Annotated in this window: 26 protein-coding genes and 1 pseudogene; 12 read left to right on the top strand and 15 right to left on the bottom strand. The window is 69.4% G+C overall.

Features of this window, described 5'->3' with window-relative positions; translation table 11 throughout:
* Positions 1-833 (top strand): annotated as a pseudogene (locus ABZV93_RS11955) (hypothetical protein); the annotation flags it as partial.
* Positions 834-909: 76 nt separating this feature from the next.
* Positions 910-1557, top strand: a complete 648-nt coding sequence (locus ABZV93_RS11950) for a class F sortase (RefSeq protein WP_354933779.1) — start codon at positions 910-912, stop codon at positions 1555-1557.
* Positions 1558-1587: 30 nt separating this feature from the next.
* On the opposite strand, the gene ABZV93_RS11945 is transcribed toward ABZV93_RS11950, so the two are convergent.
* Complete coding sequence (locus ABZV93_RS11945; RefSeq protein WP_354933778.1) at positions 1588-2073, bottom strand: GNAT family N-acetyltransferase; 486 nt, start codon at positions 2071-2073, stop codon at positions 1588-1590.
* A 336-nt stretch (positions 2074-2409) separates the two neighbouring features.
* Between ABZV93_RS11945 and ABZV93_RS11940 the strand changes: the two genes are divergently transcribed.
* Together ABZV93_RS11940 and ABZV93_RS11935 are read left to right on the top strand one after the other, a co-directional pair.
* On the top strand, positions 2410-3306 hold the full coding sequence (locus ABZV93_RS11940) for an NADP-dependent oxidoreductase (protein WP_354933776.1): 897 nt from the start codon (positions 2410-2412) through the stop codon (positions 3304-3306).
* 250 nt (positions 3307-3556) lie between these two features.
* Positions 3557-4120: a dihydrofolate reductase family protein gene (locus ABZV93_RS11935; protein WP_354933774.1), complete on the top strand. Its 564-nt coding sequence runs from the start codon at positions 3557-3559 to the stop codon at positions 4118-4120.
* Positions 4121-4340: 220 nt separating this feature from the next.
* On the opposite strand, the gene ABZV93_RS11930 is transcribed toward ABZV93_RS11935, so the two are convergent.
* The 10 genes from ABZV93_RS11930 to ABZV93_RS11885 all read right to left on the bottom strand — a co-directional run bounded on the left by ABZV93_RS11930 (position 4341) and on the right by ABZV93_RS11885 (position 12933).
* A complete protein-coding gene (locus ABZV93_RS11930; protein WP_354933772.1) occupies positions 4341-5063 on the bottom strand; it encodes a PIG-L deacetylase family protein in 723 nt (240 codons plus the stop codon).
* A 51-nt stretch (positions 5064-5114) separates the two neighbouring features.
* Positions 5115-5966, bottom strand: a complete 852-nt coding sequence (locus ABZV93_RS11925; protein WP_354933770.1) for a hypothetical protein — start codon at positions 5964-5966, stop codon at positions 5115-5117.
* Positions 5967-6009: 43 nt separating this feature from the next.
* Positions 6010-6300 carry an ATP-binding protein gene (locus ABZV93_RS11920; RefSeq protein ID WP_354933768.1) on the bottom strand — a complete coding sequence of 97 codons (291 nt, stop codon included), beginning with the start codon at positions 6298-6300 and terminating at the stop codon, positions 6010-6012.
* The gene (locus tag ABZV93_RS11915; protein WP_354933766.1) at positions 6191-7333 is read right to left on the bottom strand and encodes a HAMP domain-containing sensor histidine kinase; all 1143 of its coding nucleotides are present in this window, start codon (positions 7331-7333) and stop codon (positions 6191-6193) included. The genes ABZV93_RS11920 and ABZV93_RS11915 overlap by 110 nt, the downstream gene beginning before the upstream one ends.
* Positions 7324-7995 carry a response regulator transcription factor gene (locus tag ABZV93_RS11910; RefSeq protein WP_354933764.1) on the bottom strand — a complete coding sequence of 224 codons (672 nt, stop codon included), beginning with the start codon at positions 7993-7995 and terminating at the stop codon, positions 7324-7326. The genes ABZV93_RS11915 and ABZV93_RS11910 overlap by 10 nt, the downstream gene beginning before the upstream one ends.
* 200 nt (positions 7996-8195) lie before the next feature.
* The gene (locus tag ABZV93_RS11905) at positions 8196-9041 is read right to left on the bottom strand and encodes a serine hydrolase domain-containing protein (protein ID WP_354933762.1); all 846 of its coding nucleotides are present in this window, start codon (positions 9039-9041) and stop codon (positions 8196-8198) included.
* Positions 9042-9308: 267 nt separating this feature from the next.
* Positions 9309-10163, bottom strand: a complete 855-nt coding sequence (locus tag ABZV93_RS11900) for a hypothetical protein (protein ID WP_354933760.1) — start codon at positions 10161-10163, stop codon at positions 9309-9311.
* A 71-nt stretch (positions 10164-10234) separates the two neighbouring features.
* A complete protein-coding gene (locus ABZV93_RS11895; protein WP_354933758.1) occupies positions 10235-10933 on the bottom strand; it encodes a class I SAM-dependent methyltransferase in 699 nt (232 codons plus the stop codon).
* Between the two features lie 41 nt (positions 10934-10974).
* A complete protein-coding gene (locus tag ABZV93_RS11890) occupies positions 10975-12114 on the bottom strand; it encodes a glycosyl hydrolase family 28-related protein (protein ID WP_354933756.1) in 1140 nt (379 codons plus the stop codon).
* Positions 12115-12210: 96 nt separating this feature from the next.
* Positions 12211-12933, bottom strand: a complete 723-nt coding sequence (locus ABZV93_RS11885; RefSeq protein WP_354933754.1) for a class I SAM-dependent methyltransferase — start codon at positions 12931-12933, stop codon at positions 12211-12213.
* Between the two features lie 59 nt (positions 12934-12992).
* Between ABZV93_RS11885 and ABZV93_RS11880 the strand changes: the two genes are divergently transcribed.
* The 3 genes from ABZV93_RS11880 (at position 12993) to ABZV93_RS11870 (ending at position 15348) form a co-directional block, all read left to right on the top strand.
* Positions 12993-13232 carry a GNAT family N-acetyltransferase gene (locus tag ABZV93_RS11880; protein ID WP_354933752.1) on the top strand — a complete coding sequence of 80 codons (240 nt, stop codon included), beginning with the start codon at positions 12993-12995 and terminating at the stop codon, positions 13230-13232.
* A gap of 95 nt (positions 13233-13327) precedes the next feature.
* Entirely contained in the window at positions 13328-13870 is a 543-nt protein-coding gene (locus ABZV93_RS11875; RefSeq protein WP_354933750.1) for a helix-turn-helix domain-containing protein, read from the top strand.
* 524 nt (positions 13871-14394) lie between these two features.
* Positions 14395-15348: an ABC transporter ATP-binding protein gene (locus ABZV93_RS11870; protein WP_354933748.1), complete on the top strand. Its 954-nt coding sequence runs from the start codon at positions 14395-14397 to the stop codon at positions 15346-15348.
* Here ABZV93_RS11870 and ABZV93_RS11865 read toward each other — a convergent pair.
* The 4 genes from ABZV93_RS11865 to ABZV93_RS11850 are packed head-to-tail and all read right to left on the bottom strand — an operon-like array spanning position 15333 to position 19777.
* Positions 15333-16364: a cytochrome d ubiquinol oxidase subunit II gene (locus tag ABZV93_RS11865; protein WP_354933746.1), complete on the bottom strand. Its 1032-nt coding sequence runs from the start codon at positions 16362-16364 to the stop codon at positions 15333-15335. The two genes, ABZV93_RS11870 and ABZV93_RS11865, sit on opposite strands and share 16 nt — an antisense overlap.
* Positions 16365-16373: 9 nt before the next feature.
* Positions 16374-17735, bottom strand: a complete 1362-nt coding sequence (locus ABZV93_RS11860; protein ID WP_354933744.1) for a cytochrome ubiquinol oxidase subunit I — start codon at positions 17733-17735, stop codon at positions 16374-16376.
* Between the two features lie 30 nt (positions 17736-17765).
* Positions 17766-18908, bottom strand: a complete 1143-nt coding sequence (locus ABZV93_RS11855) for a crosslink repair DNA glycosylase YcaQ family protein (protein ID WP_354933742.1) — start codon at positions 18906-18908, stop codon at positions 17766-17768.
* Positions 18905-19777, bottom strand: coding sequence for a GNAT family N-acetyltransferase (locus tag ABZV93_RS11850; RefSeq protein WP_354933740.1), 873 nt, complete (start codon positions 19775-19777; stop codon positions 18905-18907). Before ABZV93_RS11850 ends, ABZV93_RS11855 begins: the two co-directional genes overlap by 4 nt.
* Before the next feature lie 97 nt (positions 19778-19874).
* On the opposite strand from ABZV93_RS11850, the gene ABZV93_RS11845 reads away from it, so the two are divergent.
* The 5 genes from ABZV93_RS11845 (at position 19875) to ABZV93_RS11825 (ending at position 24505) form a co-directional block, all read left to right on the top strand.
* On the top strand, positions 19875-20447 hold the full coding sequence (locus tag ABZV93_RS11845; protein WP_354933738.1) for a helix-turn-helix domain-containing protein: 573 nt from the start codon (positions 19875-19877) through the stop codon (positions 20445-20447).
* Positions 20444-21835 carry an MFS transporter gene (locus ABZV93_RS11840; RefSeq protein WP_354933736.1) on the top strand — a complete coding sequence of 464 codons (1392 nt, stop codon included), beginning with the start codon at positions 20444-20446 and terminating at the stop codon, positions 21833-21835. The genes ABZV93_RS11845 and ABZV93_RS11840 overlap by 4 nt, the downstream gene beginning before the upstream one ends.
* A 12-nt stretch (positions 21836-21847) precedes the next feature.
* Positions 21848-22459, top strand: coding sequence for a TIGR03086 family metal-binding protein (locus ABZV93_RS11835; RefSeq protein ID WP_354933735.1), 612 nt, complete (start codon positions 21848-21850; stop codon positions 22457-22459).
* A 66-nt stretch (positions 22460-22525) separates the two neighbouring features.
* Positions 22526-23323: a class I SAM-dependent methyltransferase gene (locus tag ABZV93_RS11830; protein ID WP_354933733.1), complete on the top strand. Its 798-nt coding sequence runs from the start codon at positions 22526-22528 to the stop codon at positions 23321-23323.
* A 102-nt stretch (positions 23324-23425) separates the two neighbouring features.
* Complete coding sequence (locus ABZV93_RS11825; RefSeq protein ID WP_354933731.1) at positions 23426-24505, top strand: MASE1 domain-containing protein; 1080 nt, start codon at positions 23426-23428, stop codon at positions 24503-24505.
* Positions 24506-24534: the final 29 nt, after the last annotated feature.

Raw genomic sequence — 24534 nt, 5'->3', positions numbered from 1 at the left:
AAATCCCGCCGAACCCGGTTCGCCAGCTCGCGGCCGGAGGCGCGCACAGCCTGGCTCTGACCACTGCCGGCGACGTCCTGGCGTGGGGCGACAACGCCGATGGTCAGCTCGGCAACGGCAGCAACGACGACAGCAACGTCCCGGTCGAGGTCGACATCCCGCCGAACCCGGTTCGCCAGCTCGCGGCCGGAGGCGCGCACAGCCTGGCTCTGACCACTGCCGGCGACGTCCTGGCGTGGGGCGACAACGCTGATGGTCAGCTCGGCAACGGCAGTAACGAGGACAGCAACGTCCCGGTCGAGGTCGACATCCCGCCGAACCCGGTTCGCCAGCTCGCGGCCGGAGGCGCGCACAGCCTGGCTTTGACCACTGCCGGCGACGTCTTGGCGTGGGGCGACAACGAGGTCGGCCAGCTCGGCAACGGCAGCAACGACGACAGCAACATTCCTGTCGAGGTCGACATCCCGGGAGACCCGGTACGGCAGATTGCTGCCGGCGACGCCTTCAGCCTGGCGCTGTCGACCATCCACGCCTGGGGCGCGGGTGCCCAGGGCCAGCTCGGGAATGGTCACCGCAAGAACAAGAACACACCCGTCAGGGTGGACCTACCGTCCAACACCACGATCACGGCGATCGCCGCCGGAGGCGCCCACGCCCTTGCGATCACAGGACCTCCAGGACCGCACACTGGTGATGGCGCCACTGTCACGTCCGCTTCCGGATCTGGTCGGAGTGCAGCCCTCCTCGGTGTGGTGGCTCTCGGGCTTGCGGTGACCGTGGGCGTCGTGGTGCTACGGCGCTGGAAGCACGACTTTCGAAGCTTTGGCGCGTGACATGTGGTCGGGCTTTCGGCGTACACTTCGCGACCGCTCGCAAGGTCGACGAGCCGTCGCCGTCCTCACTACCGCGGTGACCGTTGCTGCCGGCGCCAGCCTGATCGGTGCGGACGTCCTGAATGGTGTTCGCCCTCCACCCGCTCCGCACGCCGCGAAGGCCCCGGCACACGCACCGACTCAGCGACTTCCTCTGAGAACCCGTTCGGCGCCGAGCCGCATCGAAATACCAGCCATCGATGTCGCGGCTCCCGTCATCTCGCTCGGGGATGCCGACAACGGTGCGATCGATGTCCCGCCTCCGAACCGGCCGTACCTTGCCGGCTGGTACAAGTACGGTGCCACTCCCGGCCAGCTCGGACGCACCGTCATCGTCGGCCACCTCGACTCGCGCTACAGCGGTCCGGCCGTCTTCTACCGACTCCATGAGTTGCGCCCCGGCGACGAAGTGACGCTCACTCGACACGACGGCATCATGGTGGAGTATCGCGTCGACCGGACCGTGCTCACCCCCAGGGACGAATTCCCTGCAGCCGACGTATACGGGCCGAGCGCCGCGCCGGAACTCCGGCTGATCACCTGCGGCGGCACCTACACCAAGTCGACCGGGTGGACTGACAATGTCGTCGTCTACGGCCACATCACGTCCTGGCATCACTCCTCGCTCGCCGAAGACGCACCTGACCACGTGCAACAGCCCTCAAGATCACGGAAGAGGACCTAGGCGGAGGCAGGGTTCTGCGGTCTTCACTGATCAGGAAGGCGACAGCACCTTCCGCATGCTGATTGAGGTTGGATGATCGAACCCCGGGTGCGCTTCGCGTGACGTTTCTACATAGCCCAACGACGTAAACAGTCGCTGGTTCTCGGTCAGCACGATCCGGACGCCCAACCTGACACCCGCCAGCCCTCGCCGGGCCGCCTCGTTCTCGACGGCCTTGACCAAGCGCCGGGCGATGCCGCGACCGCGTGCCGATGGGGTCACTGCCAGGCGTCCGAAGTAGAGATCGCCGTCAGCCGGTTTGATCATTACGCAACCAACTGCATCTTCGCCCTGCTCGGCGATGATGGCCCCGGTACCGGCCGCGAGCTCGCGGCTGATCGACTCGGTCGTCTCACGGAAGGCGCCCGACTCGGGGATGAGCCGGCCACGGTACTGCTCGAAGGCGGCAGTAATGATGGCTGCGAGGACCGAGGCATCGCCAGCCCCCGCCGTGCGCAAGACAACGCTGTCACTCATGAACGCCTTTCGGTTCGGTCGACACAGTCGGATCTTCAATAACGTCCTATCACTTGGCGGTGTAACCAAGGTCGGCTCGACCAAGGCAGCCTCGCCGGACTCCAGTGAGGAGTTGCTGAGCAGCGGGGCGCTGGAAGTTCTGTCAGGACACCGGCCAGCCCCTCCCTGCTTCCGGCGCAAGTGCGCCTCGGAACCGCTTGACATGGAATGTCATGCGATCGGGAATGCGAGTCATTGCGTGAACAGGAGATGTGGGGTTGCCTCGCTCAACATCCCCGCAGTGCCGCTTCCGGTCGGTCGAACTGGGCGAAGGGGATACCGATGAGAGCGTGCGGAGTGTCCGTCCCGGGCGGGGACATCAGCCTGCTGGACCTGCCCGACCCACCGTCTCCCGGTCCCGGTCAAGTTCTGGTGGCCGTGGAGGCCGCCGGAGTCGGACCGTGGGATGGTCTGCTCAGCGGCGATGGCTGGGACGTGGGCTTGCGCCTGCCGGCGGCACTGGGAGTAGAGGGCGCGGGCCGAGTACTGGCAGTCGGCGCCGACGTCAGTCAGTTCGCCGTCGGCGACCGGGTGCTCGCGCATGAGGCCCCGCTGCCCGGCGGAAGCGGCTTCTGGGCCGAACGCGTCCTGCTCACCGCGGCCGACGTGGCGCCCTGCCCGGCCGGGCTGACGCCTTCGGATGCGGCAGCACTGCCGGTCAACGGCCTCACCGCATGGCAGGCCCTGGCAACCCTGGGGCTCAGCCGAGGTCAGCGGCTCCTGATCACAAACGGCGCCGGCAACACCGGCTCGCTCGCCATTCAACTCGCCGCAGCCATGGGCGTCGAAGTGACCGCGACCGCATCCGCTTCTGCTACCGAACGCCTGCGCGGCCTCGGAGCGGCACAGGTCGTCGACTACCACGACCAGGACTGGCCGGACCAGGTAGATGGACAGTTCGATGGTGCTCTGACCGCCGCAGCCGGCACAGCGGCGGCGGCCATGCCCCTGGTGCGCGACGGCGGGCGGCTGTGCTCCCTGACCTTCGACGCACCCGCACCCGAACGCGCCATCACCACCACGGACCTGACAGTCCAACCCGATGCCACTCAGCTCGCCGGGCTGGCGAAGCGGCTCCGTGACGGGGCACTGCACCTGGCGGCTGAACCTTTCCCGCTGTACGAGGGGCCGACCGCTTTCACCCGCGTAGCCACCGGACGGACCGGCGGGAGAAAGCTCGTGCTCATCCCATGAGAGGCCTCGCACTGCCTCCCAGAGTCGACCAGCGGCGCGTAGCGGAAGCTTCTCGAAAGAATCCGGGCGGTGGTGTCGGATCGGGGCGGGGGCATTCGTAGCAGGGGTGATGGCTGCCCACGAGAGGCGAGCCCGAACAGCCGACAGCTACGAGAGTGACAACCATGAAGGACGACAAGATCCACGACCTCGTCGAGCAGCGCGCTGAGCTCGTCGACGAGGTTCGCCCGAGTCACGGGAGACGGACACCATGCGGAAACTGATCCTCGGCATGAACGTGAGCCTGGACGGCTACACCGCCGCGCCCGGCGACGATCTTGGCTGGAGCACGCCGAGCGACGAGTGGTTCCAGTGGTGGTCGGACCGGGTGGGGGCGACGGGCCTGGCGCTGTACGGGCGCCGACTGTGGGAGGCGATGAGCTCCCACTGGCCGACCGCCGACCAGCAGCCTGGCGCCACACCGGCGCACATCGAGTACGCCCGCCGCTGGCGCGACATGCCGAAGGTGGTGTTCTCCTCCACGACCCGCGCGGTCAACTGGAACACCCGTCTGGTCACCGGCGACGCTGTCAGCGAGATCACCCGGCTCAAGACCGAGGATGGCGGTCCCATGGACATCGGCGGCGCCACCCTCGCCGCGGCGGCCATGCGGGCCGGGCTGATCGACGAGTACGCGATGGTCACCCACCCGGTCGTGGTGGGCGGCGGCACACCGTTCTTCACGGCCCTGGACAACTGGGTGAACCTGAACCTGGTGGAGACCCGGGCGTTTCCCGACGGCGTGCTCCTGACCAGGTACGAGACCAGGCGCTGAGCGCCCGACGGCGGATCAGCGCGCAACGACCCTGGCGCGGATCGCCTTGGCGAGCCTCTTGAGGCGGGACCGTACGGCAGACGGTGCGTAGCGGATCTCCGTTCGGTAGAAGCGCCGCAGGATCTTGTCCCGGAAGGCGTGGCGCGGTGTCGAGGTGAAACCTCTGTCGAACGGGGATTGCGCCGGCGGTCCGCGAGAACCGAGCGGCCCGAGTGGTTCCTCAGGCTGTGGGAATGGTCTGGAAGACCTCGGCCAGGCGGCCCGCGGGAAGCCCGGCGCCGAGGGCAGCCTTGGCAGCCGTCTCCTGGACTCGCTGGGCGAGGTCGTCGAGATGGCCGGTCTGGCTGCGGTGCGCGCGAAGTGCCGTGACCTTGGCGTCGATGGTGTCGGTGATGTCGGCGTACGCATTCGGTTCGGCGGCGCCCATCAGCCACGCGCCGGAAGCGCGCCACGGCAGGCCCTCGTCGTCGTGAAGCTCGGGATGGATGAAGCGGTTGGCGGCATCGGGATAGATCGCGCACAGCGTGGCCTCGCCGACCGCGCGGTGGTCGGGGTGGTTGCTGCTGATGAAGTCCCGGGTGCGTTCCGGTGCCCAGGTGAGTACGAGGTCGGGCCGGACTCGCCTGATCTGGCGTGCGATGTCCCGGCGAAGGGCGAGCGTGACCTCCACGCGGCTGTCGGCGTAGCCGAGGAACGTGACGTCGCGGACCCCGAGATCGTGCGCGGCCACACGGGTCTCGGCCTGGCGGACGGCGGCCACCTGGTCCCGGGGAGTCGCGCCCAGTTGGCCGGCGTCCCCGTTGGTCACGATGCAGAAGGCGACCTCGATCCCGGCGCGCGTCCAGCCGGCGATCGTCCCGCCCGCCAGGAAGTCCAGGTCGTCCGGATGCGCCGCGACAGCCAACACGCGGTTGACATCGCGTACTTCGGTACGGTCGTCCATCCGCCCACCATGGCACCGCCGGCCGTCCGTTGTCGATCGGTCAGATGTGACTCAGGTCGTCCGTGCTGGGGCGGAGTCGCGCTGATCCGAGTCGGGATCGTCGGCGTCCTGCGTCCGAGTCTCGGTGCGGTCGACTCTTGTGAGGGACAAGAAGACGACCAGTGCGAGGATCACCGCCAGGAAGATGAAGCTGGTCCCGGTGGTGCCCAGCCCGAAGCCGCCGTTCTTGGTGGGCTGGGACATTCCGTCGCCGATCGATGCTCCGAGCGGGCGGGTGAGGATGTAGGCCGCCCAGAACGCGAGGACTGCGTTCAGCCGTAGGCCGAGGTGTGCCACGGCGATCAGTGCGATCAGCGCGGCCACGATGCCCACCGTCGGCCAGTACCCCACACCGAGCTTCTCGTCGAAGAGGTCACCCGCGGAGGTGCCCAGGGCGAAGGTGAACAGGATCGCCAGCCAGTAGAAGGTCTCTCGCCTACGGGTCACGATCGAGTGGATGGACAGCGTGCGCTCGCTGGCGTACCAGACGGCGAACGTGATCGCGAGCAGCACGGCGAACAGGACTGTCGTGACCACGAGGGGCACTCCCAGGTCGTCGGCCAGCTTGTCGCTGATGAGGGTGCCGACAACGCTGATCAGGACCACCGAGAGCCAGTAGATCCCCGGGACGTAGCGGCGGGCGCGGAACTGGAAGACCAGCGCGACGACCAGGGCTGCACTCATGACGTAGGAAGTCTTGTCCAGGCCGAAGCCCAGTGTGTCGTTCATGTAGTCCGCGGCGGTCTCTCCCACGGTCGTGCACAGAATCTTGATGATCCAGAAGTACACCGTGACTTCGGGCACCTTGTTCAACATGGTCCCGAGCCGGCTGTCGGTTGGTTCCAGGCGCACAGCACTCGTCATGCCGGCCAGCTTGGAGGACCCGACCTGTACATAACCTGACAGGTCAGGCGCCGGGTAGGTCGATCACGAAGCGACCCTTTCCGCACGGCTCCGCGCGGACCACTCCTCCGACGGAGTGGGCAAGGCGGCGAGCGAGGGCGAGGCCGAGGCCCGCGCCCTCTTCGGTCGAGGTGTATCCGGGGGAGAAGACGAGCTCCGACTCCTCGGCCCGTACGCCGTCTCCGTCATCCTCGACGAGGAGGTGGACTCGTGAAGACTCCGTACGGGCTTCGACCGTGACGGCCGTCCGTGCGTGGCGTACGGCGTTGTCGACCAGGGGGGTCAGTGCCGCCACGACGACAGCCTGCGGTGCGACAATGGCCACCGGTCGAGAGCCCGGCCTCAAGGTGACCGTCACACCCTGTCTCGGCGCGACGCGGTGGTTCACCTCCTCCAGGACGGCGGCGACCGTGGTGGAGGTGCGGTTTGTCCGCATGCGCAGATCTCGCGACGGCCAGGATCGTCGAGATCGACCGGTTCATCTGCTCCGTGGCGTCGACCACTGCGACCAGGGCTCTGCGCGTCGGGTCCGGGACGTCGGAGTCGAGCAGGGCGAGTTCTGCCTCGGAACGAATGGCGGTGAGTGGCGTGCGGAGTTCGTGGGCCACCTCGTCGGTCAGGCGCCGTTCTGTGGTGATCGCGCGGGAGATCCGGTCCAACATCCGATCCAGCGTCTGCGCGAGCTCCGTCAGTTCCTCGCGCGGGGGCCCCAGGGCGAACCGGCCGGACAGGTCGTGCTCACGCCATTCGTCGGCTCGCCGCGCCATCTGACGTACGCGGCGAAGGGAGTACGTCGCCGCGGCCCAGGACGCCGTCCCCGCCGCCACGACGATCAGCGCACCCAGGGCCAGCGACAACCACAGACCGCGGCGTTCGAAGGACTCGTAGGGGGTGAGGTCCACGCCGGCGACGACCACGGCCACGACGGGACCCCGGCCACGGATGCGTACGGGAAGCGCCAGCAGTCGGTACCGGCCGGAGACCACCCGAGACGATTCCCGCGTGACCCGGCTCGACGACGCGACGGCCCGTGCCAGGCCCGGGGACGGGGTGTCGCCGTCTATCCGTGTCCCACGTGCGTCGTAGATCCACAGGTTCTGATCGAGGGAATCGGCGGGCACGTCGAGCACCCGTGGATGCTCCGGGGTGCCACGCACCGTCGTCACGGCAGCGTCCGCCCGGTCGCGTAGCGCGTTGATCGACTCGGTACGGGTGACGTGTGCGAGCAGGACCTGAACGCCGACCACCAGCACACCCACTGCCACCAGTGCGGCGACCGTGGTCGTGGCGACCAGCCGCACTCTCAGCGTGAGGTGCTTTATCGCCACGTGTAGCCGACGCCTCGTCGCGTCTCGACCGAGTGTGGGGCGCCGAGTTTCTCCACCTTGCGCCGCAGCCGGCGGATGTAGGTGTCGAGGGTGTTGTCGTTGACGACCGCGCCCATCGGCCAGCCTGCCGCGACCAGCGTGTGCCGGCGGACGACCTGGCCGGCGCTGCCGACCAGTTTGGCGAGAATGCGGAACTCGGTCGGTGTCAGCGGAAGACTCCGCTCACCGAACGCCACGGCGTGCCGCGAGGGGTCCAGCCGAAGCACCTGCTGCGCCTCGACGGCAGGGACGTGCCTGCGGCCCAGGGCCGAGATCCGGGCCAGTAGCTCGGGAAGTGCGAAGGGTTTCGTGAGGTAGTCGTCGGCCCCCGCCTCGAACCCTGCGACCTTGTCATGGGTGGCGTCCAGGGCGGTCAGCAACAGCACCGGCGCGGACACGCCGTTCGCCCGCAACGCCAGGCACACGTCACGCCCGTCGGAGTCCGGGAGCCCGATGTCGATGACCATCACGTCCGGGGACGCCGCCGGGAACACGCGGAGAGCCTCACCACCGTCGTGGGCGATCACGACCTCATGCCCGGCCGACCGGATGGCCCGCGTCAACACGGAGCGTAATGCGGCGTCATCCTCACACACCGCTACTGTCCACACGGCGGCCACCATAGCGATGCTCCCTGTGCGCTGAGCGGCACGGGCGGCTCGACTGCTCGCTGGGCAGGCCCGGATGCCGACCGCCGGCCCGGCGGCATCGTCACCCGGCGCCGCGAGCTGTTCACGGACGGTACGGAACTGAGCACCTGAAGGGGGTGTGCCGAGGGTGGTGGGCACGGTCACGTCAAGCAGATCGGCCGCCTGCTGCAGGGTCAGTGTTCCAGGGCGGGGCGACCGTCGACGTCAGAGGCGGTGGGGGCGGTGCCGAGGTGGGCGAGTACGGCGGAACGGGCCGGGATCCAGTCTGCGGGCAGGAGGTTCGGCAGGCCCGTGGTGACCACGACGAGGTCGTACGCCGGAAAGACGCTGGTGTGCTGTCCGGCCCAGCCGCCGAAGAAGAATCCTTCGTCGGCCACCCAGGTGAGGTAGCCGTACCCCGTGTTCTCCGGCGGCCCGCCCGGCGTCCAGGCCGTCGTCATCGCCCGCACCCAGGAGTGGTCGAGAACCCTCTGCGTGCTCGTCGTACCGCCGTCAAGAAGAAGTTGCCCCAGCTTGGCGAGGGAGACCGCGGACAGGCGCAGGTGGGCGGCGCCGAAGCAGTGGCCCTCGGGGTCCCGCATCCACCTGGCCTCGTCGATGCCTACGGGGCCGAAGAGATGCTCGGCTGCGTACTGCTCCAGGTCACCGACCCGCCTGCTCAGCCAGATCGCCAGCAGGTGCGCGGCCCCGTTGTCGTAACAGAACCGCGTCCCCGGCGCCCAACTGGGCTCCCGGCAACGGATCGCCTGCTCCCATCCCGACGGGAGTTCCATCACCCGGTCGATGTCCTCGACGTCGCTGGCGACGCCTCGGGTCATGGTCAGGAAGTCCCGGACCGTCGCGTCGTCCTCGACGCATTCCTCCAGACCGACGGCGCCGCTGTCGACCGCGAGGCCCACCAACATCGCCAGCACCGATTTGGTCATCGAGAAGCAGTCCCGCAGACGTCCGGGAGCATACGAGGCGCGGTGAACCACCTCCCCGCCCTGCAGCACCACGAGATCGGCCGTCTGGGCCATCCGGGGATCGGCGCGGATCGCCGCCTCGAGAGTGCGACTCCACCGAACCCATGCCGAATGGTCGCCCAACGAACCTCCCCGGTGTACCCGACGGCTGCGTTCGGCATTATCGGCAGCCCGTGCCACCACCGCAACGGAGATTGCGCCCGCCGGGAGAGGCGACTGACCCGGTCCCGTCGTCAGGTTCGGTGCAGCGCGACCTTCAGGGCACCGGTCCCAGGGCTGCACAGAGCGCCGCCAGGCCGCTCGGCCCCGCGCCCAGGAGGACTACCGCAGGGTGTGGCGGTGAAGGGTGAGGCCCGGCGGAGCGAGGCGCATGACGTCGGTCACCGAGATCACCTGCCGAGGGCTGTACCACTCCTGCCCAGGCTTGTGGAGCACCCAGCCGCCGCCGAGGGTGACGGCCGCGTGCGTGGCGGCCCCGGAGGCGTCCCGCCAGACCAGCACGGAGCCGGGCACGTCGTCGGTTCCTCCCGCCGTGCAGCGGGCCGCTAGCCAGGCCTCGAACGACTCGTCGGCAGCGTTTCGGACCCCTGCCGCGGTCATCACGGTGGCGAAGCAGTTCGTCGCGCCGGAGTCGAGGGCGCTTCCCCTGCTCCCGCCCGCGAAGGTCCCGCTGAGTGCCCGGGCGTTGGGGAGAACGGCAGCGGCGGCCCGCCAGATCTCCTCCGGCACCGAACGGCGCCTGCAGGGAAGCAGTCCTTCGCTGACCCAGCGCGGGAGTACGTCGGCCCGGTGCGGCTCCACCAGGCTGGGCCACCAGACGAAGTGCTGTTCGTCGGCCTGCTCCCGCAATGCCTGCGCGTCCAGCAGATCGGTCCATCCGTCGACGGTGGGTACCGCACCTCGTCCGTGCCGCTCCTGTGCTCGGACGAGTTCCACGCGTACGTCGCGGGGAAGGGTGTGGAAGGCGTCCTCGCCGAGCCACACCGTCTCCAGGTCCGTGGCGAGGTTCCACACCTCGTAGGTGTCGCGGAGTTCGGGCGACAGCTCGCGTGCGGCGTCAGCGGCGAGCCCGAGCCGGCCCGCCTCCGCCGCGGCCAGGAAGAACGGCTGGCAGGACGGCGCCAGCCAACCGGCCCAGCGCCGCAGCAAGGTCTCGTTGACAGTGATGCCGAGCACCTCCACCCCCGTGTGCGGTGCCGGTGAAGGTGTAGACGCGGACGCAGGAGCCTCACCGGCTTCGGTGTCAATCACTGCTTGACACATGTGTAGGCGCCGTAGATCGAGCCGGCGTACGACGCGTCGACGATCTCGAAACCGCAGGCCTCCAGCATCGGCTCGAACAGCCAGCGGTAGGTGCTGTGCTCGGTCTGGATGTGCCCGATGTAGTCCTCGCGGGTGTAGCCGGCCGCGGGATCGTCCACCGCACCCGCCAGCCACGACTCGAGGAACTCACCGGCCTGGTCCGGACGGAAGTCGTAGATCAGGTCGCGAATCCGCAGCACCCCACCCGGCCGGAGCACTTCCGCGATCCGGACGAGCGCCTGGGTCTTCCAGAAGTCCGGTAGCTGGTGCAGCGCATGCCGGGTGTAAACGGCGTCGGCGGGTTTGCCGGTGTGGTCGTACGACAGGAATCCGCCGCGTACGCACTCCAGGTTGGCCAGACCCCGCTCGTCGGCGCGTTCGCGCATGATGGAGACCATCGCCGGTGAGATGTCGACGGCGACCACGCGGCCGAACCGCCCGGCCGCGGCCAGCGCGAACTGGCCGGTGCCGGCGCCGAAATCCACCACGGTCGCGTCACCGCCGACACCGTGGGCGGCCAGCGCGGCGAGGTCCTCACCCGGATCGGGGTGCCCCTGCTTGCGGTCGAACCCGGCCACGAAGTCGGCGTCGAGGTGTTCGGGCCCGGCGTGGGCGAGTTCGTCGATCAACCACTGAGTACGCACCGGACGATCGTCGGCGCGATCCCCGGCGCGCCGCAATCGAATTACGCCGGAATGACGACGAGCTTGCCCTTGGTGTCGTCGACCCAGGGATGGGTGAGGTACTTCCGGCCGTGGACGCTCTTCCACAGCCGCAGCTCGCATCGCCCGCTGACACCGGAGCGGCAACGGACGCCGGTCCCGATGGCGTTGGCCGCGGCACCGTCCAGGACGAGCCCGGTGATGCTGTGGCCGCCCCCGGTCACCAGGTCGACCACGGTGTCGGCGGACTGCGCGAACGGCGAGGTGATCGACCAACCCCAGCCGCGGACCGAGACGCCGACGGCGAAGTCCTCGAAGAAGGGCGCGGTGACCACGACGTTGAAGGTGGACGTGGAGTTGGCCCGGATGCCGACGGAGTTGGCGACCGGTCCCTTGACGCTGGAGTTCTTGAAGCGCGGGTTGCGGATCTCGACCGCGTGGATGACCGTGCTCTTGCCCGTCTCCTCCGGGTCGTGCAGGTCGATGCCCGCCTGGACGCGTTCGAACGCGCAGTCGGAGATGGCGACGTTGTTGATCGGGCCGTTGCCGGTAGGAAGCGACTGCGGTTTGACGACGATGGCGGCGCGCTCGGAGCGGACGCCCTCCGCGCCGAACCGGTAGAAGCTGCAGTCCCTGATCGAGCCCACCCAGCTCGACCAGACCCGCACGCCCGTACGGTCGCCGAACGCGGCGTCGAAGTTCACCCGGTCGACGATCCACTTCCGGCCGTACTGGCGAATGTCGAGCATGGGAGCGCGCGACGTCGAGGACGAGCGGATGGTGAAGTCGCGCAGCACCAGACCGTTCGGCTGTCCGTTGGACAGCGTGCCGAGCGAGATGGCGGGCGAGTTGGGCGGAGCGAGGAGGACGGTCCGCTCCGGGCCGTCGCCGCGGATCTCCAGCGGGCCGGTCGCCTGCAGGGGCTTGCTGAGCTGGTACGTGCCCGCGGGGATGAGCAGCGGCCGCGGGCGGGGGCCGGCGACGGCACGGTCGAGCGCGGCCTGCAGCGCGTGGTGCTCGTCCTTACGGCCGTCGCCGACGGAGCCGAACTCGCGCGAGTCGAGCAGCGCGGCGGTCGCGCCGGCGCCCAGGCCGATGAACCCTCGCCGGGACAGCGCCAGGCGCCCCCACTCGAGGAGTCGGTCGACCAGGTCGTCGCTCATCCGGAAGTCAACCGCCGTTCTCGGTGCTGGTCGATGTGATGCCGCGTCCCAATTGTGCCTCCACCGGGGCGCTCGGGGAACCTGGACCGGGTTCGGTCACCGCACGAACAGGCCCGCCCACAGGAAGCTGTCGCCGAACGTCGGCGAGTCGGCGTCCTGCGGTGTCATCCGGCGTACCTCGACCGGCCGCAGCCAGCCGAAGATCCGGCGCAGATCCTCCTCGCGGTACGCAAGACCTCCCGCGAGGCGTCCCTCCCGATAGAAGTTCGCGTCCGGCTCCTCCGACCCCATCGCGCCCCAGGCGAAGCTGACCAGTCCGAACGCGCCGGCGGGGGCGACGGCGCGTTCGAGCAGCCGGCGGTAGCTGATCCGGCGGTGGGGCGGCAGGTGGTGGAAGCAGCCCGAGTCGTACACCAGGTCGTAGCCGGTGAACTCGTCGCCGAGTTCGAAGATGCTGGCCTGGACGAAGTTGACGTTCGCGTTCGCTGCTGCCGCCCGCTCCCGGCCCCACTCCAGCGCGGTCGGGGAGAGGTCGACGGCGTCGACGTGGAAGCCCTGCCGGGCGAGCCAGACGGCGTTGCGCCCGGGCCCGCAGCCGAGGTCGAGAGCACGACCTTCGGCGGGTACGAGACCGGCGGTGTGCCAGGCGACCAGCGACTCGTCCGGTGCGTCCCGGAAGAACGGGACACCTCGCTCCCGTTCGCCGTAGAAGCCGTCCCACCAACCCGCACCCCGGGCGGTCCACCGGTCCGCGTCCGCCTCGAACAGCGCGTCCATCAGGGCGAACACGTCCTCCTCGTTCGCCACATTGCGTTCCACCGGCGGGTGCCTCCTGTTCCCGTTGATCCGACGCTGCCCGGCGAGACTAACGGGGTTCTGTGGGTGTCTCTCGGCACGCCCGGACCCGTACTCTGGCCGGGCGCGGGATCGGCACGGCGTTGATGCGCACTGCCGAGGAGCGTACGACCGCGGCGCGTGCCTGTTTGTTCGTACGCCCGCGCAACGAAGCGGTGCTGGCCTTCTACCGGCGACTCGGGTACGCCCCGCCCGATGGAGCGGCGATCGACACGGCCCAGGAACTCGTCGGGCTGGCGAAGGAGCTGAGTCTGCAGCCTTGACGACGGAAGTATCGAAACAGTACTTTCGAAACATGTCTTCCGATCATAGTGGCCCGGGGTTGCGCGTCCTGCGGGATCCCAAGGCAATGCGAGCGATGGCCCATCCGGTTCGGCTGCAGGTGCTGGAGATTCTCCGCGAGAACGGACCGTTGACCGCTACCGAACTCGGCGAGCGGATCGGCGAGAGCCCTGCCAACACCTCGTTCCACCTTCGTACGTTGGCGAAGTACGGCTTCGTCGTGGAAGCCGAACGAGGCAAGGGGCGCAGCCGCCCGTGGCGCGACGCGACCGGAGGGCTGATGATTCCCGACGCGGAGCTGGAGGGGGAAGCGCGGCGCGCGGCAGTGGCGATGGTTCAGGGCATGCGCATGATGTTGGTGCGCCAGATCGAACGCTGGGTCGCAGTGCGCTCCGGTTACCCAAAGAAGTGGCAGGCGACCGGGTTCGAGATGGAGTTCCGGACCCGGATGACCGCGGAGGAGCTGAAGAAGGTCGGCGAGCAGATCCAGGATCTGCTCGAGCCGTACAAGCGGCCCGCGAGCGAGGTCCCCAAAGGGGCCAAGGGCGTGACGGTCGCGGCGTGGGGCTTCCCGACCGAACCGCCGACCGGGGAGTCCTCGCGCAGGAGCACGCGGTGAGGCCGCCGGGCGCGGAGCCGGGCCCCGCGGTCAGGGCGGTGGTGCAGGTCTCTCAGGCCGCACGTGGTGGCTGATCGCCGCCGCCATCGGTGTCGCCGGGCCGTGTCGTTCGCGGGAGCCGCGGGCGCGGGCATGCACCGACTGCTCGCCGAACGAACCGTGCGGTAATGCGCCGAGGTCGTGCTCCGGCTGGCCGGCCAGGTGCCGCTGCGAGAGTTCGACTCACCGGCCTTCCACGACAAGCTCCAGCGGGCGACACGTACCGGCGTGCAGAGTGCGATCCCGATCGCGATGGCGGTGCCCCAGCTTCTGGGAGCCTTGGTGGGGAGCGCCGGGCTCGCTGTCGGGCTGGCGATCGTGAGTCCGTGGCTGGTGCCGATCACCTTGCTGGCCAGCGTTCCGCTGTGGCTGGCCGGGAAGTCCAACAGCGAGGAGATGTACTCGTTCAGCTTCGGCAACACCCCTGGTGACAGGGCAGTTCCCACATCGAGCGGATCACCCACGAACGCCGGTCGGCTCCGGAGGTGCAGGCCTATCGGCTGGCTCCGTATCTGCTGCGGCGGTGGTCGGCGCTGTACGACGAGCGGATCGAGGACATCGCAGCGCTGGTACGACGCTTCGTACGCCGCTCCGCGGTGGGGAGCCTGGTCGGTTCGGTCGTACTCGGTGGCGTCATCCTGCTCGTGCTGCAGTTCGTACGCCGCGGTGACCTCACGCTAGGAACTGCCGCTACCGCTTGCGTTGCCGTACTCCTGCTCGTCAACCGGACCCAGCAGGCCGCCACGAACCTGGCGCAGACCCTGGAGCACGGGCTGCACCTGCAGGAGTTCGTCGAACTCCGCGACCGCGCCGAGCATGCCGAGCGGACCAGCAACGCAGGGACGGCCGAGGCCGAGCCGCTCGTCAGGCTGACTGCCGAGGACGTCTCCTTCAGCTACCCGTCGGCGTCTCGGCCGGCACTCGACCGGGTGAGCTTCGAGATCGCTGCCGGTGAGGTGATCGCGATCGTCGGCCACAACGGCTCGGGCAAGACGACGCTCGCCAAGCTGTTGTGTGGCCTGTACGAGCCGACCGCAGGTGCCGTGCGCTGGAACGGCCGCCCCCTCTCCGAACTTGCCGACGGCGGCGGACTGTCCGAGGTGGAGGGTGGAGCAGACCTGTCCGTCGGCCAGTGGCAACGCGTGGCGATCGCCAGAGTTCTGTTCCGGAACGCGTCCTTCGTCGTGCTCGACGAACCGACCGCCTCCCTCGACGCCGAGGCCGAGGCCGAGCTGTTCGAGACGATCGAGGGCCTGCGCGCCGGGCGTACCGTCGTCCTGATCTCGCACCGCTTCTCGACGGTGCGTTCGGCCGACAGGATTCTCGTTCTGCACGAAGGCAGGTTGGTGGAGCATGGCAGTCACGACCAACTGATGGCGCTCGGTGGCCGTTATCACCGGATGTACCAACTCCAGTCCAGCGCCTACGTCGACTCCTGACCCGAGGGGGAGGCCGGGGTCTCGTGCTGTCCGCGCTGGAAGGTGGCGTAGAGCCACCACAGTGAGGGGATGAGCAGGAGCGCGCCGACGGCGACCGCGCCGATCGTGGCGGCGAGTACCGCATCGGTCGCCGCGGCCTGGCGTGCGGTCACCCCCGGCAGCAGCCGCGGGTACTGCCCGACACCCCAACCCCACAACAGGCCCACGACCGTGGCCGCGGCGGTTATTCGTACGGCAACGAACACCCGTAGCCACAGCAGCACGAGCGAGGCCAACCCGGCGGCGACCGACAGGATCAGCAACGGCAGCGCCCGCCCGGTGGTCAGCTCGGCGAACAGGCTCGGCGCGTCCGCGTGCAGCACCACCAAGCCCACCGCCGCGACCACGCCGACGGCGACTCCCGTGACCAGCCCGCGACGTCGGAAAGCCTCGGCCAGTTCAGGCGACCCGGCGCGCTCGGCGTCCCGGGTGAGGTAGACGGCCGCGAGGTACGCACCGGCGCCGACGGCGAGCGCCCCGGTCACGATCGAGGTCGGGTTGAGCCAACTGGTGACCAGGTTGCCGCGCGCGATACCCGCCGGCACTCTCCCCGACGCGATCGCGCCGGCGACGGTGCCGAGGAAGAACGGCGTCACCACCGACGAGAACGCGAACGTCGCGCCGAACAGCCGCCGCTGCCACAGCCGGGTGCTCACCTTGCGGAACGCGAACGCCGACCCGCGGGCGATGATCCCCAACGCCGCAAGGGTGAGCGGGATGTAGAGAGTGGAGAACACGGCCGCGAACACCGGCGGGACACCCGTCCACAGCAACACGAGGACGAAGATCAGCCATACGTGGTTGGCTTCCCACACCGGACCGATGGAGTGCTCGATCAGTCTGCGTTGCTCCCGGCCGCGTTCGGCCCCGCCGGCGAGCAGGTCCCATCCGCCGGCACCGAAGTCCGCCCCGGCGAACAACACGTACGCCGTGAGCCCGATCCAGACGAACGCGAGGATGACGTCGACGAGTGTCATGGGCAGACCTCAGGCGACCGGGTATTCGGCGACGTCGTGTTCCTGCGGCGCGGCCGGTGCGGGTGAGTCCCGGGACAGCCGGCGCAGGACGTACACCGTCGCCACGGTGAGCACCACGTAGACCACGAAGACCAGCACGGACCCCCACACCAGCCCGGGTGCGGGATTGACCGCGTCGGCCGTCCGCAGCACGCCGTAGACGATCCACGGCTGCCGGCCGACCTCGGTGACCGTCCAGCCGGTCTCCAGCGCCACCACGGCGGCGACGCCACCCAGCGACGCGGCCCGCAGGAACCACCGCGAGCGCGGCAGGTCCCGCCGTCGCCACCACGCCCACCCGAGCCACACCGACAGCAGCAGCAACGCCAGGCCCATCCCGACCATCAGGTCGAACGCCGGGTGCACGATGTTGACCGGCGGCCAGTCGCTCGGTGGAACCTTGTCGAGGCCGACGACCTCGGCGTTGGGTTTGCCATGAGCGAGGATGGACAGTCCGTACGGAATCTCGATGGCCCCTCGCAACTCGCCGTTGACGGCGATACCGCCCACGCTCAGCGGCACGCCACGTCCGGTCTGGAACAGGCCCTCCATCGCCGCGAGCTTGATCGGCTGGTTGTCGGCGACGAACCGGGCCGCCCAGTCGCCGACGACGAGTTGGGCCGGTGTGACCACGGCCGCCACCGTGAACGGCACCAGGAAACCCAGCCGGTGGTAGCGGTCGCGACGCCCGCGAAGCATCCCGACCGCATAGACGGCTGCGATGCCGAACCCGGCGACCATGAACGCCGCGAGGATCATGTGCGTCGTCTGCGGCGGCGTGGACGGGTTGAACATCGCCGCCCACGGGTCGACCGCCACGATCCTGCCGTGGGCGACGTCGAAGCCGGTCGGCTGCTGCATCCAGGCGTTGGCCGACACCACGAAGAACGCACTGGCGACCCCGGCGACCATGACCGGTGCCCCTGCCAACATGTGCTTGACGGGGGACAGCCGGTCCCAGGCATAGAGGTAGATGCCCAGGAAGATCGCCTCGATGAAGAACGCCACGCCCTCCATCGCGAACGGCAGGCCGATGACCTGGCCGTAGACGCCCATCAGGCCCGGCCACAACAGGCCCATTTCGAACGACAGAATGGTGCCGGACACCGCACCCACCGCGAAGAGCACGCCCATGGCCCGCGCCCAGCGACGCGCCAGCAGCTGGTAGGCCGCGTCCCCGGTGCGATGGCCGCGCCACTCCGCGATCAACGTGATCGCCGGCATACCAACGCCCAGGCAGGCCAGGACGATGTGCCAGCCCAGCGACAGGGCCATCTGCGTCCGGGCCGCCACCAGGTCGGCGTACGTCGCGGGCGCGGTCAGCAACACCACGCACGGCGTTTACCCAGACGTACCGGACACTCAATCGGGCAGGACGGAATCCACCCGCAGCCAGCGCGCCAGGTCCTCGATCTCGCGGCGTACGGCGGCAGTGATCGTCTTGGTGAACGGCACGTCCTGGTGGACGGCGTGCACCCGGAGCAAGCCGGCCTTGCGGTCGGCGGTGGCGTCGAGCTTACCGACCAGCTTGTCGCCGTAAAGAATCGGCAGGGCGAAGTAGCCCCAGCGCCGGTTGGCGGCCGGCTTGTACATCTCCAGCTGGTAGTCGAAGTCGAACAGCTCGAGCGCGCGTCTGCGGTCGTGGACCAGCCGGTCGAACGGCGACAGCAGTGCCGCCCGGCCCGGGAACGCCCGGCCCGGGAACGCCCGGCCGGACAGCGGCTGGTCGAGGTAGGACGGGTCGACCCGCCAGCTGCCCTTGACACCCTCGACCACAGCGGGTTCCCCGACCTCGCCGACGTCCCACGCCTCGGTCGGGCTCTCCGCCGTCTTGGCGCGGGCGATGCCCAGTGAACGCAGTCGGCGTTCATTGCGAATGCGCGCCGCGTCCGCCGAGGGGACCACCGGATCGTCGGGATAGACCCGGGACGCGAGGTCCCACAGCCGCTCGCGGCCTCTGCGCCCGGCGATGGCGACCTCGCCGCGGGCCACCATGATGTCGAGCAGCTTGATCACGTTCTTGTTGTTGGTCCACCCGGTCGAGCTCCACGGCACCGCGCAGGTGTCCGGCAGCTCACGCGACGTCAGCGGCCCGGAGGAGCCGAGCCGGTCGAGGATGTCCCGCCGGCAGGTGTCGTTGGCCCGCACCCACTCCCGACGCGACACCTGCCAGTCGCGGAGTTCGCCGGTCCCGGGCCACGCTGCCATGTCGGCGCGGTACAGCGCGAGATCCTCCGCCGGGCGGAGCATCGCCGCCAGTTCGATCAGCTGCCGTTTCTCCAGTGCAGTGGTGAGCTCTGCCGGTGCGTACGACGAACCGAGGCGGCTCCACGCCACCAGGTCGGCGTTCGGCGCGATCGCCGCCGTCGGGTCGAGCTGCAGCATGGTCAGGTGCCGCACCAGGTCGAGCAGATCCGTCGGCCGTTGCTTCAGGAGGAGCTGCGCGCGGACAGCGATGCGGCGAGCCTCCGTGCGGCACAGCCGATGCGGCCTTGGCACGCTCATGACGTCGGCGGAGTCCAGACGTACGGCGTGGTGGTGGCGACCTTGAACATGCCCAACCGTTCGAGGATCGGCCGGCTGTCCTCGGACGCATCCACCTGAAGGAACTCCAGCCCCTTGGCCTGCGCGATCCGTGCACGCTCGGCGACCAGCGCCCGGTAGATGCCGCGCCCGCGCCACCTCGCCAGCGTCGAACCGCCCCACAGGCCGCCGAACCTGGTGCCCGGCATCACCACCAGCCAGGCCGCGGCCACCACCGTGCGGCCTTCGGCGCCGTCCTCGTCGGCCTCGGCGACCAGGACGGCGATGTCGTCCGGGCTGCCGGCGACGCGGTCCGCCAGGTCGTCGGCCAGCCAGGACCAATCCTGCGACCACACCTCCGACTCCATCGCGGCGATCCGGTCCAGGTCGCGCCGGTCGCTGACGGCGCGGATGGTGACGCCCTCCGGCACCGGCCCGGCGTCCAGGACGTCGGTCACCCGGCCGACGACGACCGACTCCTCGTCCTCGGGCCGGAACCCGGCCGCCTCCAGGAACTCCGGCAGCTGCGGATGGTCGTTGCTGTAGTACTTCCACTCCACCGCTTCGTTCCGCTCGGCGAAGAAGTCCCGCGCGCGCCGGACGTAGCCCTGCACCACCTCCGCCGAGGCTCCGGCGAGCCCGTCGGAGAACACGAAGGCGCGGTACGGAGTGGTCACCCGCAGCACCCGGCCGTCCGGGTGGGAGGTCCAGGTGGGCGGCATCCGGGCGGCGACGGTCGCCCGGACCTGGGCGTCGTGGGCCGCGAGGAGTTCGGCGGGAGTCGACGTGTGCGCGCCGGCGGTCGGCGAAGGCGTACCGAAGGTCGCGGACGGGTTGCCGGTGAAGGTCACCGCGGAATTATGCCAGGCGAGCCGGCCGCGAAAGAAGCACAAGAAGATTCGTACAACACCGGTTGTACGAATCTTCTTGTGCGTCTAGGCTCGGTCCATGCCTGACCGCGAACCCACGATCGTCGACTCCCGCGTCCTCGCCGCCATGGCGCACCCTGTGCGCCGCCGGCTCCTCGACCTGCTGAAGGTGGACGGGCCGGCCACCGCCAGCGCGCTCGCCCAGAAGACCGGGGAGGCTGTCGGCAACGTCAGCCACCACGTCCGCGCCCTGGCTGCGGCCGGGCTGATCGAGGAGGCGCCGGAGCTGGCGAAGGACCGGCGGGAGCGGTGGTGGCGCCGGGCGACGCCGTCTCTGTGCTGGTCTTCGGCGGACTTCGCCGAGGACGCGGCCGGGGACGCGGTCGCCCGTGCCGTCGAGTCCCTCAACCTCGAACGTCAGACCGGCCACGTCCGTCGCTGGGCCGACCAGCCGCAGTCGGAGCAGGAACGCTGGCCTCTGGGCCCGTTCTCGACCGAGGGGTGGCTGCGGGTCACCGACGCCGAGCTCGCCGAGTTCGGCCGGGAGGTCATCGCGCTGATGGAGAAGTGGGCCGAGCGGGAGATCCCGGATGACGGGCAGGAACGCGAGACGGTCTTCACGTTCGCACGCGCGGTGCCGGCCCGCCCATGACCACCACCAAATCCTCCGCGGCCGCCGACCCCTCCGCGGCCGCCGACCACTCCAAGCCCACGGCTGCGACGACCGGTCTACTCACCAACGGGCTGGCCGACCGGCTGGGGTTGCTGCGCGACCGGGAGTTCCGGCTGTTGTGGACCGGCGAGAGCGTGAGCAGCCTGGGCAGTTCGGTCACCACGGTGGCACTGCCGCTGGTCGCGGTCACCGTTCTGCACGCGCCGCCGCTCGCCGTCAGCGTGCTGGCCGCGGCGGCCTGGCTGCCGTGGCTGATCATCGGTCTGCCGGCGGGTGCCTGGGTGGACCGCGGCTCGCGGCGCCGCATCATGCTCGTCGCTGACTGGATCTCCATGGCGGCATTCCTCAGCGTCCCGGTGGTGGCGGCCCTGGGCCATCTCACCGTCGTCCAGCTGGCCCTGGTCGCGCTGGTCGCCGGCACCGCGAAGGTCTTCTTCGCCACCGCCTACCGCGCGTACCTGCCCGCGGTCGTGAAGCCCGCCCACCTGCTGGAGGCCAACGCCAAGCTGCAGGGAAGCGAACAGGTGGCCAACCTCGCCGGCCCGGGCGTGGCCGGCCTCTTCGCCCAGCTCGCGTCGGCACTGGGTGGGCTGGTGCTGGACGCGGCGACGTTCGCGGTGTCGGCGGTGTGCCTGACCCGGATGAGGACGGTCGAGGAGGTCCGTCCTCGTGCCCGGCGCCGGCTGCGCACGGAGATCCGCGAGGGCCTGGGCATGGTGGCCCGCGACTCCTTGCTGCGCGGCCACACGCTCTACGGATGTGCTGCCAACCTGGCACTGACGGGGTACCAGTCGCTGCTGGTGCTGTTCCTCGTCCGGGACGTCGGCCTCAGTGCCGGCGCGACGGGTGTGCTCATCGCGATCACCAGTGGGGGCGGGATCCTCGGCGCCACGGTGGCCCGGGGGCTGGCGACGAGGATCGGCAGTGCACGCGTCGTCCTGCTGGGCAAGGTCGGGTTGGCACCACTCGGGCTGTTGATCCCCTGTGCGAACCGCGGATTCGGGCTGGTGCTGTTCGCCGTCGCCGGCGTGGCGATCGTGGCGGGGGTCGTGGCCGGCAACGTCGTCTTCGCGGGTTTCATGCAGAGCTACGTGCCGGCCGAGTTGCTGGGCCGGGTCTCCACCAGCGTGCAGGTCGTCAACTTCGGCGCCATCCCGCTGGGTGCGCTCGTCGCGGGCGCACTGGGCAACGCTGTCGGCGTACGAACCGCGTTGTGGGCGATGCTCGGAATCTTCGCACTGAGCGGGCTCATCCTCCTGGCCACCCCAGTGCGCCGGCTACGCGACCTGCCGTCCGGGCGGCTCGGCGATGCTTCGGGCCTGAACGCGACGTCCGATACCCGCCAGCCCTTCCCCGGGAGTGCGTAGGACTCTGGGGAGGTGAACGACTGTTTCCACGGGATCGTCGACCGGTTCGTCTCGTCCAGTGCGGACTTCGCCCGCCGTCTGCGGCTCGTACGACCGGAGCAATGGAGCGACCCGACGCCCTGCACGGAGTGGAACGTCCGCCTGCTGGTGAACCACATGGCGGGTGGCAACCTCAACTATGTAGGGCTTGTGGAGGGTGCGACCAGCGCAGACTTCCTCCGGCGTCGTGACCAGGACGTACTGGGCGAGGACCCGGTCGGGGCGTACGACAGATCGGTGCGGGCTTGCGCCGAGGCGTTCTCCCGTCCCGGCGCCCTGCAGCGCACCCTCGACTATCCGCTGGGAGAGGTGACCGCGCGGCAAGCGCTGGCGGTACGCGTCACCGATTCCGCCGTGCACACCTGGGACCTCGCCCGTGCCCTCGACGTGGACGACCGACTCGACCCCGGCCTGGTCGCCTGGATCGAGGGGAACCTCGACGCGATCTACGCTGGTCTCGCCGAGACCCCCACCGCGTCCCGCACGAGTGGGCGGTTCTTCGCCGCCCCGGAAGGCGTGCTCCCCGACGGCGCGTCGCGACGGTCCCGGCTGTTGCACCGCATGGGGCGAAGTCTGGCCGGCTGACGAAAAGGACGGAGAGCGACTTTATCCGGTCGCCTCCTCTCCGGCGCGTTTGCGAAGGTCGGCGCCATGGACCAGCACACGACCGTCAACCAGGCCATGTGGAACGAGCTTGCTCCACTGCACGCCGCGTCGGACTTCTACGACGTGGAGTCCTTCCTGCGCGGGACCGGCACGCTCGGCGAACTCGAGCTCGCCGAGGTCGGTGACGTCACTGGCAAGCGGCTGCTGCACCTGATGTGCCACATCGGCCTGGACACGTTGTCGTGGGTACGGGAGGGGGCCCGCGTCACCGGCGTCGACTTCTCCGACCAGGCGATCCGCATCGCCCGCGACCTCGCTGACCGGACGAACACCGAGGCGGAGTTCGTGGTCTGCGACGTGCTCGCCGCCGCCGACCACCTGAACGACACCTACGACGTGGTGTTCTTGTCCAAGGGCGTACTGATGTGGATCGCCGACCTGGACGCGTGGGCGGCGACGTGCGCGCGGCTCCTCCGCCCGGGCGGCGTATTCTATGTGCTCGACTACCACCCGCTCGCGCTGGCGCTGTCGGAGTCCGGCACCGCGGAGGGTGTCCTGACCTTGCACGGCAGCTACTTCGGCCGCCCGGAGCCGACCGTGGTGGTCAAGGACGGTTCGTACGCGGTGTCCGAGGCGGGGCTGAATCACCAGGAGTCGCGGGAGTGGACCCACACCCTGGGCGAAGTGGTCACCGCCCTCGTCGGCGCCGGGATCGCGATCGAGTTCCTGCACGAGTTCCCGGCCCGGGCAGGCGGCATGCCGTTGCCGAACCTCGACCGTGAGGGCCTACGCGACCAGTTGCCCGCGATGTATTCGGTCAGGGGCGTACGCACAGGGGTTTAGCCGCGACGTGACGTCTCGAGGCTAATTGGTGGTGAAAGGAGGGCGCGTCCGCGAGCGGGCGCCCTCCCTGGTGCCGACGAGTCGCGCGTAGGGTGACCCGTTGTGGAGCGCTTCCCCGAGCTCCGGCGGGTTGGAATCGTTGGGCTGCAGATCCTCGCTGTTGCGGCTGCCTTCTACGGAACGGCGCAACTGGGACTGCTGGTCGGCCTCGTGGAGGGACAGATCAGTCCTTTCTGGCCGCCGACCGGCATCGCGTTGGCGGCACTGCTGCTGCTCGGGCCGCGGGTGTGGCCGGGAATTCTCCTCGGCGCTCTTCTCCTGGAGGCGACTCGCGACCCGGCGATCGCCGCTCTGCCCACCGCGGCCGGTACCACCCTCGCCTGCCTGATTGCGTACTGGGCACTACGCAAGGTCGGCTTCCGAACCGAACTGGATCGACTGCGGGACGCCCTGGCGCTGGTGTTCCTCGCCGCGTTCGGTGGCATGTTGGTCAGCTCGACCATCGGCATCGTGGTCCGGGTGGTTGTCGGCCTGACCGAGCCGAGCGATGTCCTGTCAACCTGGCTGACCTGGTGGACCGGCGACGCGATGGGCATCCTGATCGTCGCGCCGCTGTTGCTGACCTTCGGCCGGATCCGTTGGCGGCAGGAGATCCGTACGAGCGAACTCCTCGAGATCATGGGGCTGCTCGCCGCCACACTCGTGGTCGTGCTGATCGGCGCGCGGATGTTCGGCGTCCTGTTCCTCGCCTTTCCGTTGCTCGTCTGGGCTGCCTGGAGGTTCCAGCTGCCGGGCGCCGCGCCGGTCGCGTTGCTCGCCTCGGCGGACGCGATCTACACGGCGGGCCACTCCATCGGGCCGTTCGCCGGACGTGGGTTGTTCGACACCATGGTGGTCCTGCAGCTGTTCAACGGGGCGGTCGCCCTGACCGGACTGCTGTTGTCCGTGGCGATCATCGAGCGCGACCGGGCGCGTCGGGAGATCGAACGCACCTGTGAGCGACTGGGGGAGGTGCTCGACCATTTCGACCGCAGCGCCGATGCCTTGCGAGTGGCGCAGCCGCGAACCCCGTCGGAGCCGCGAGAGGTGCTGCAGGAGTCGCAGCGGCCGAAAAGAGTCGAAGGTCCTCCGTACAGCAGCCCGGGTGGCCATTCCCCGCCCGTCAATCGTTGGTTGCCCTGAAAGGAAGCCAACTACGACAGTGCTCGAAG

Source organism: Actinopolymorpha sp. NPDC004070, assembly GCF_040610475.1.
GTDB lineage: Bacteria > Actinomycetota > Actinomycetes > Propionibacteriales > Actinopolymorphaceae > Actinopolymorpha.
The sequence above is the reverse complement of the archived record's forward strand: the minus strand, read 5'-3'. Positions and strand labels throughout refer to the sequence as shown.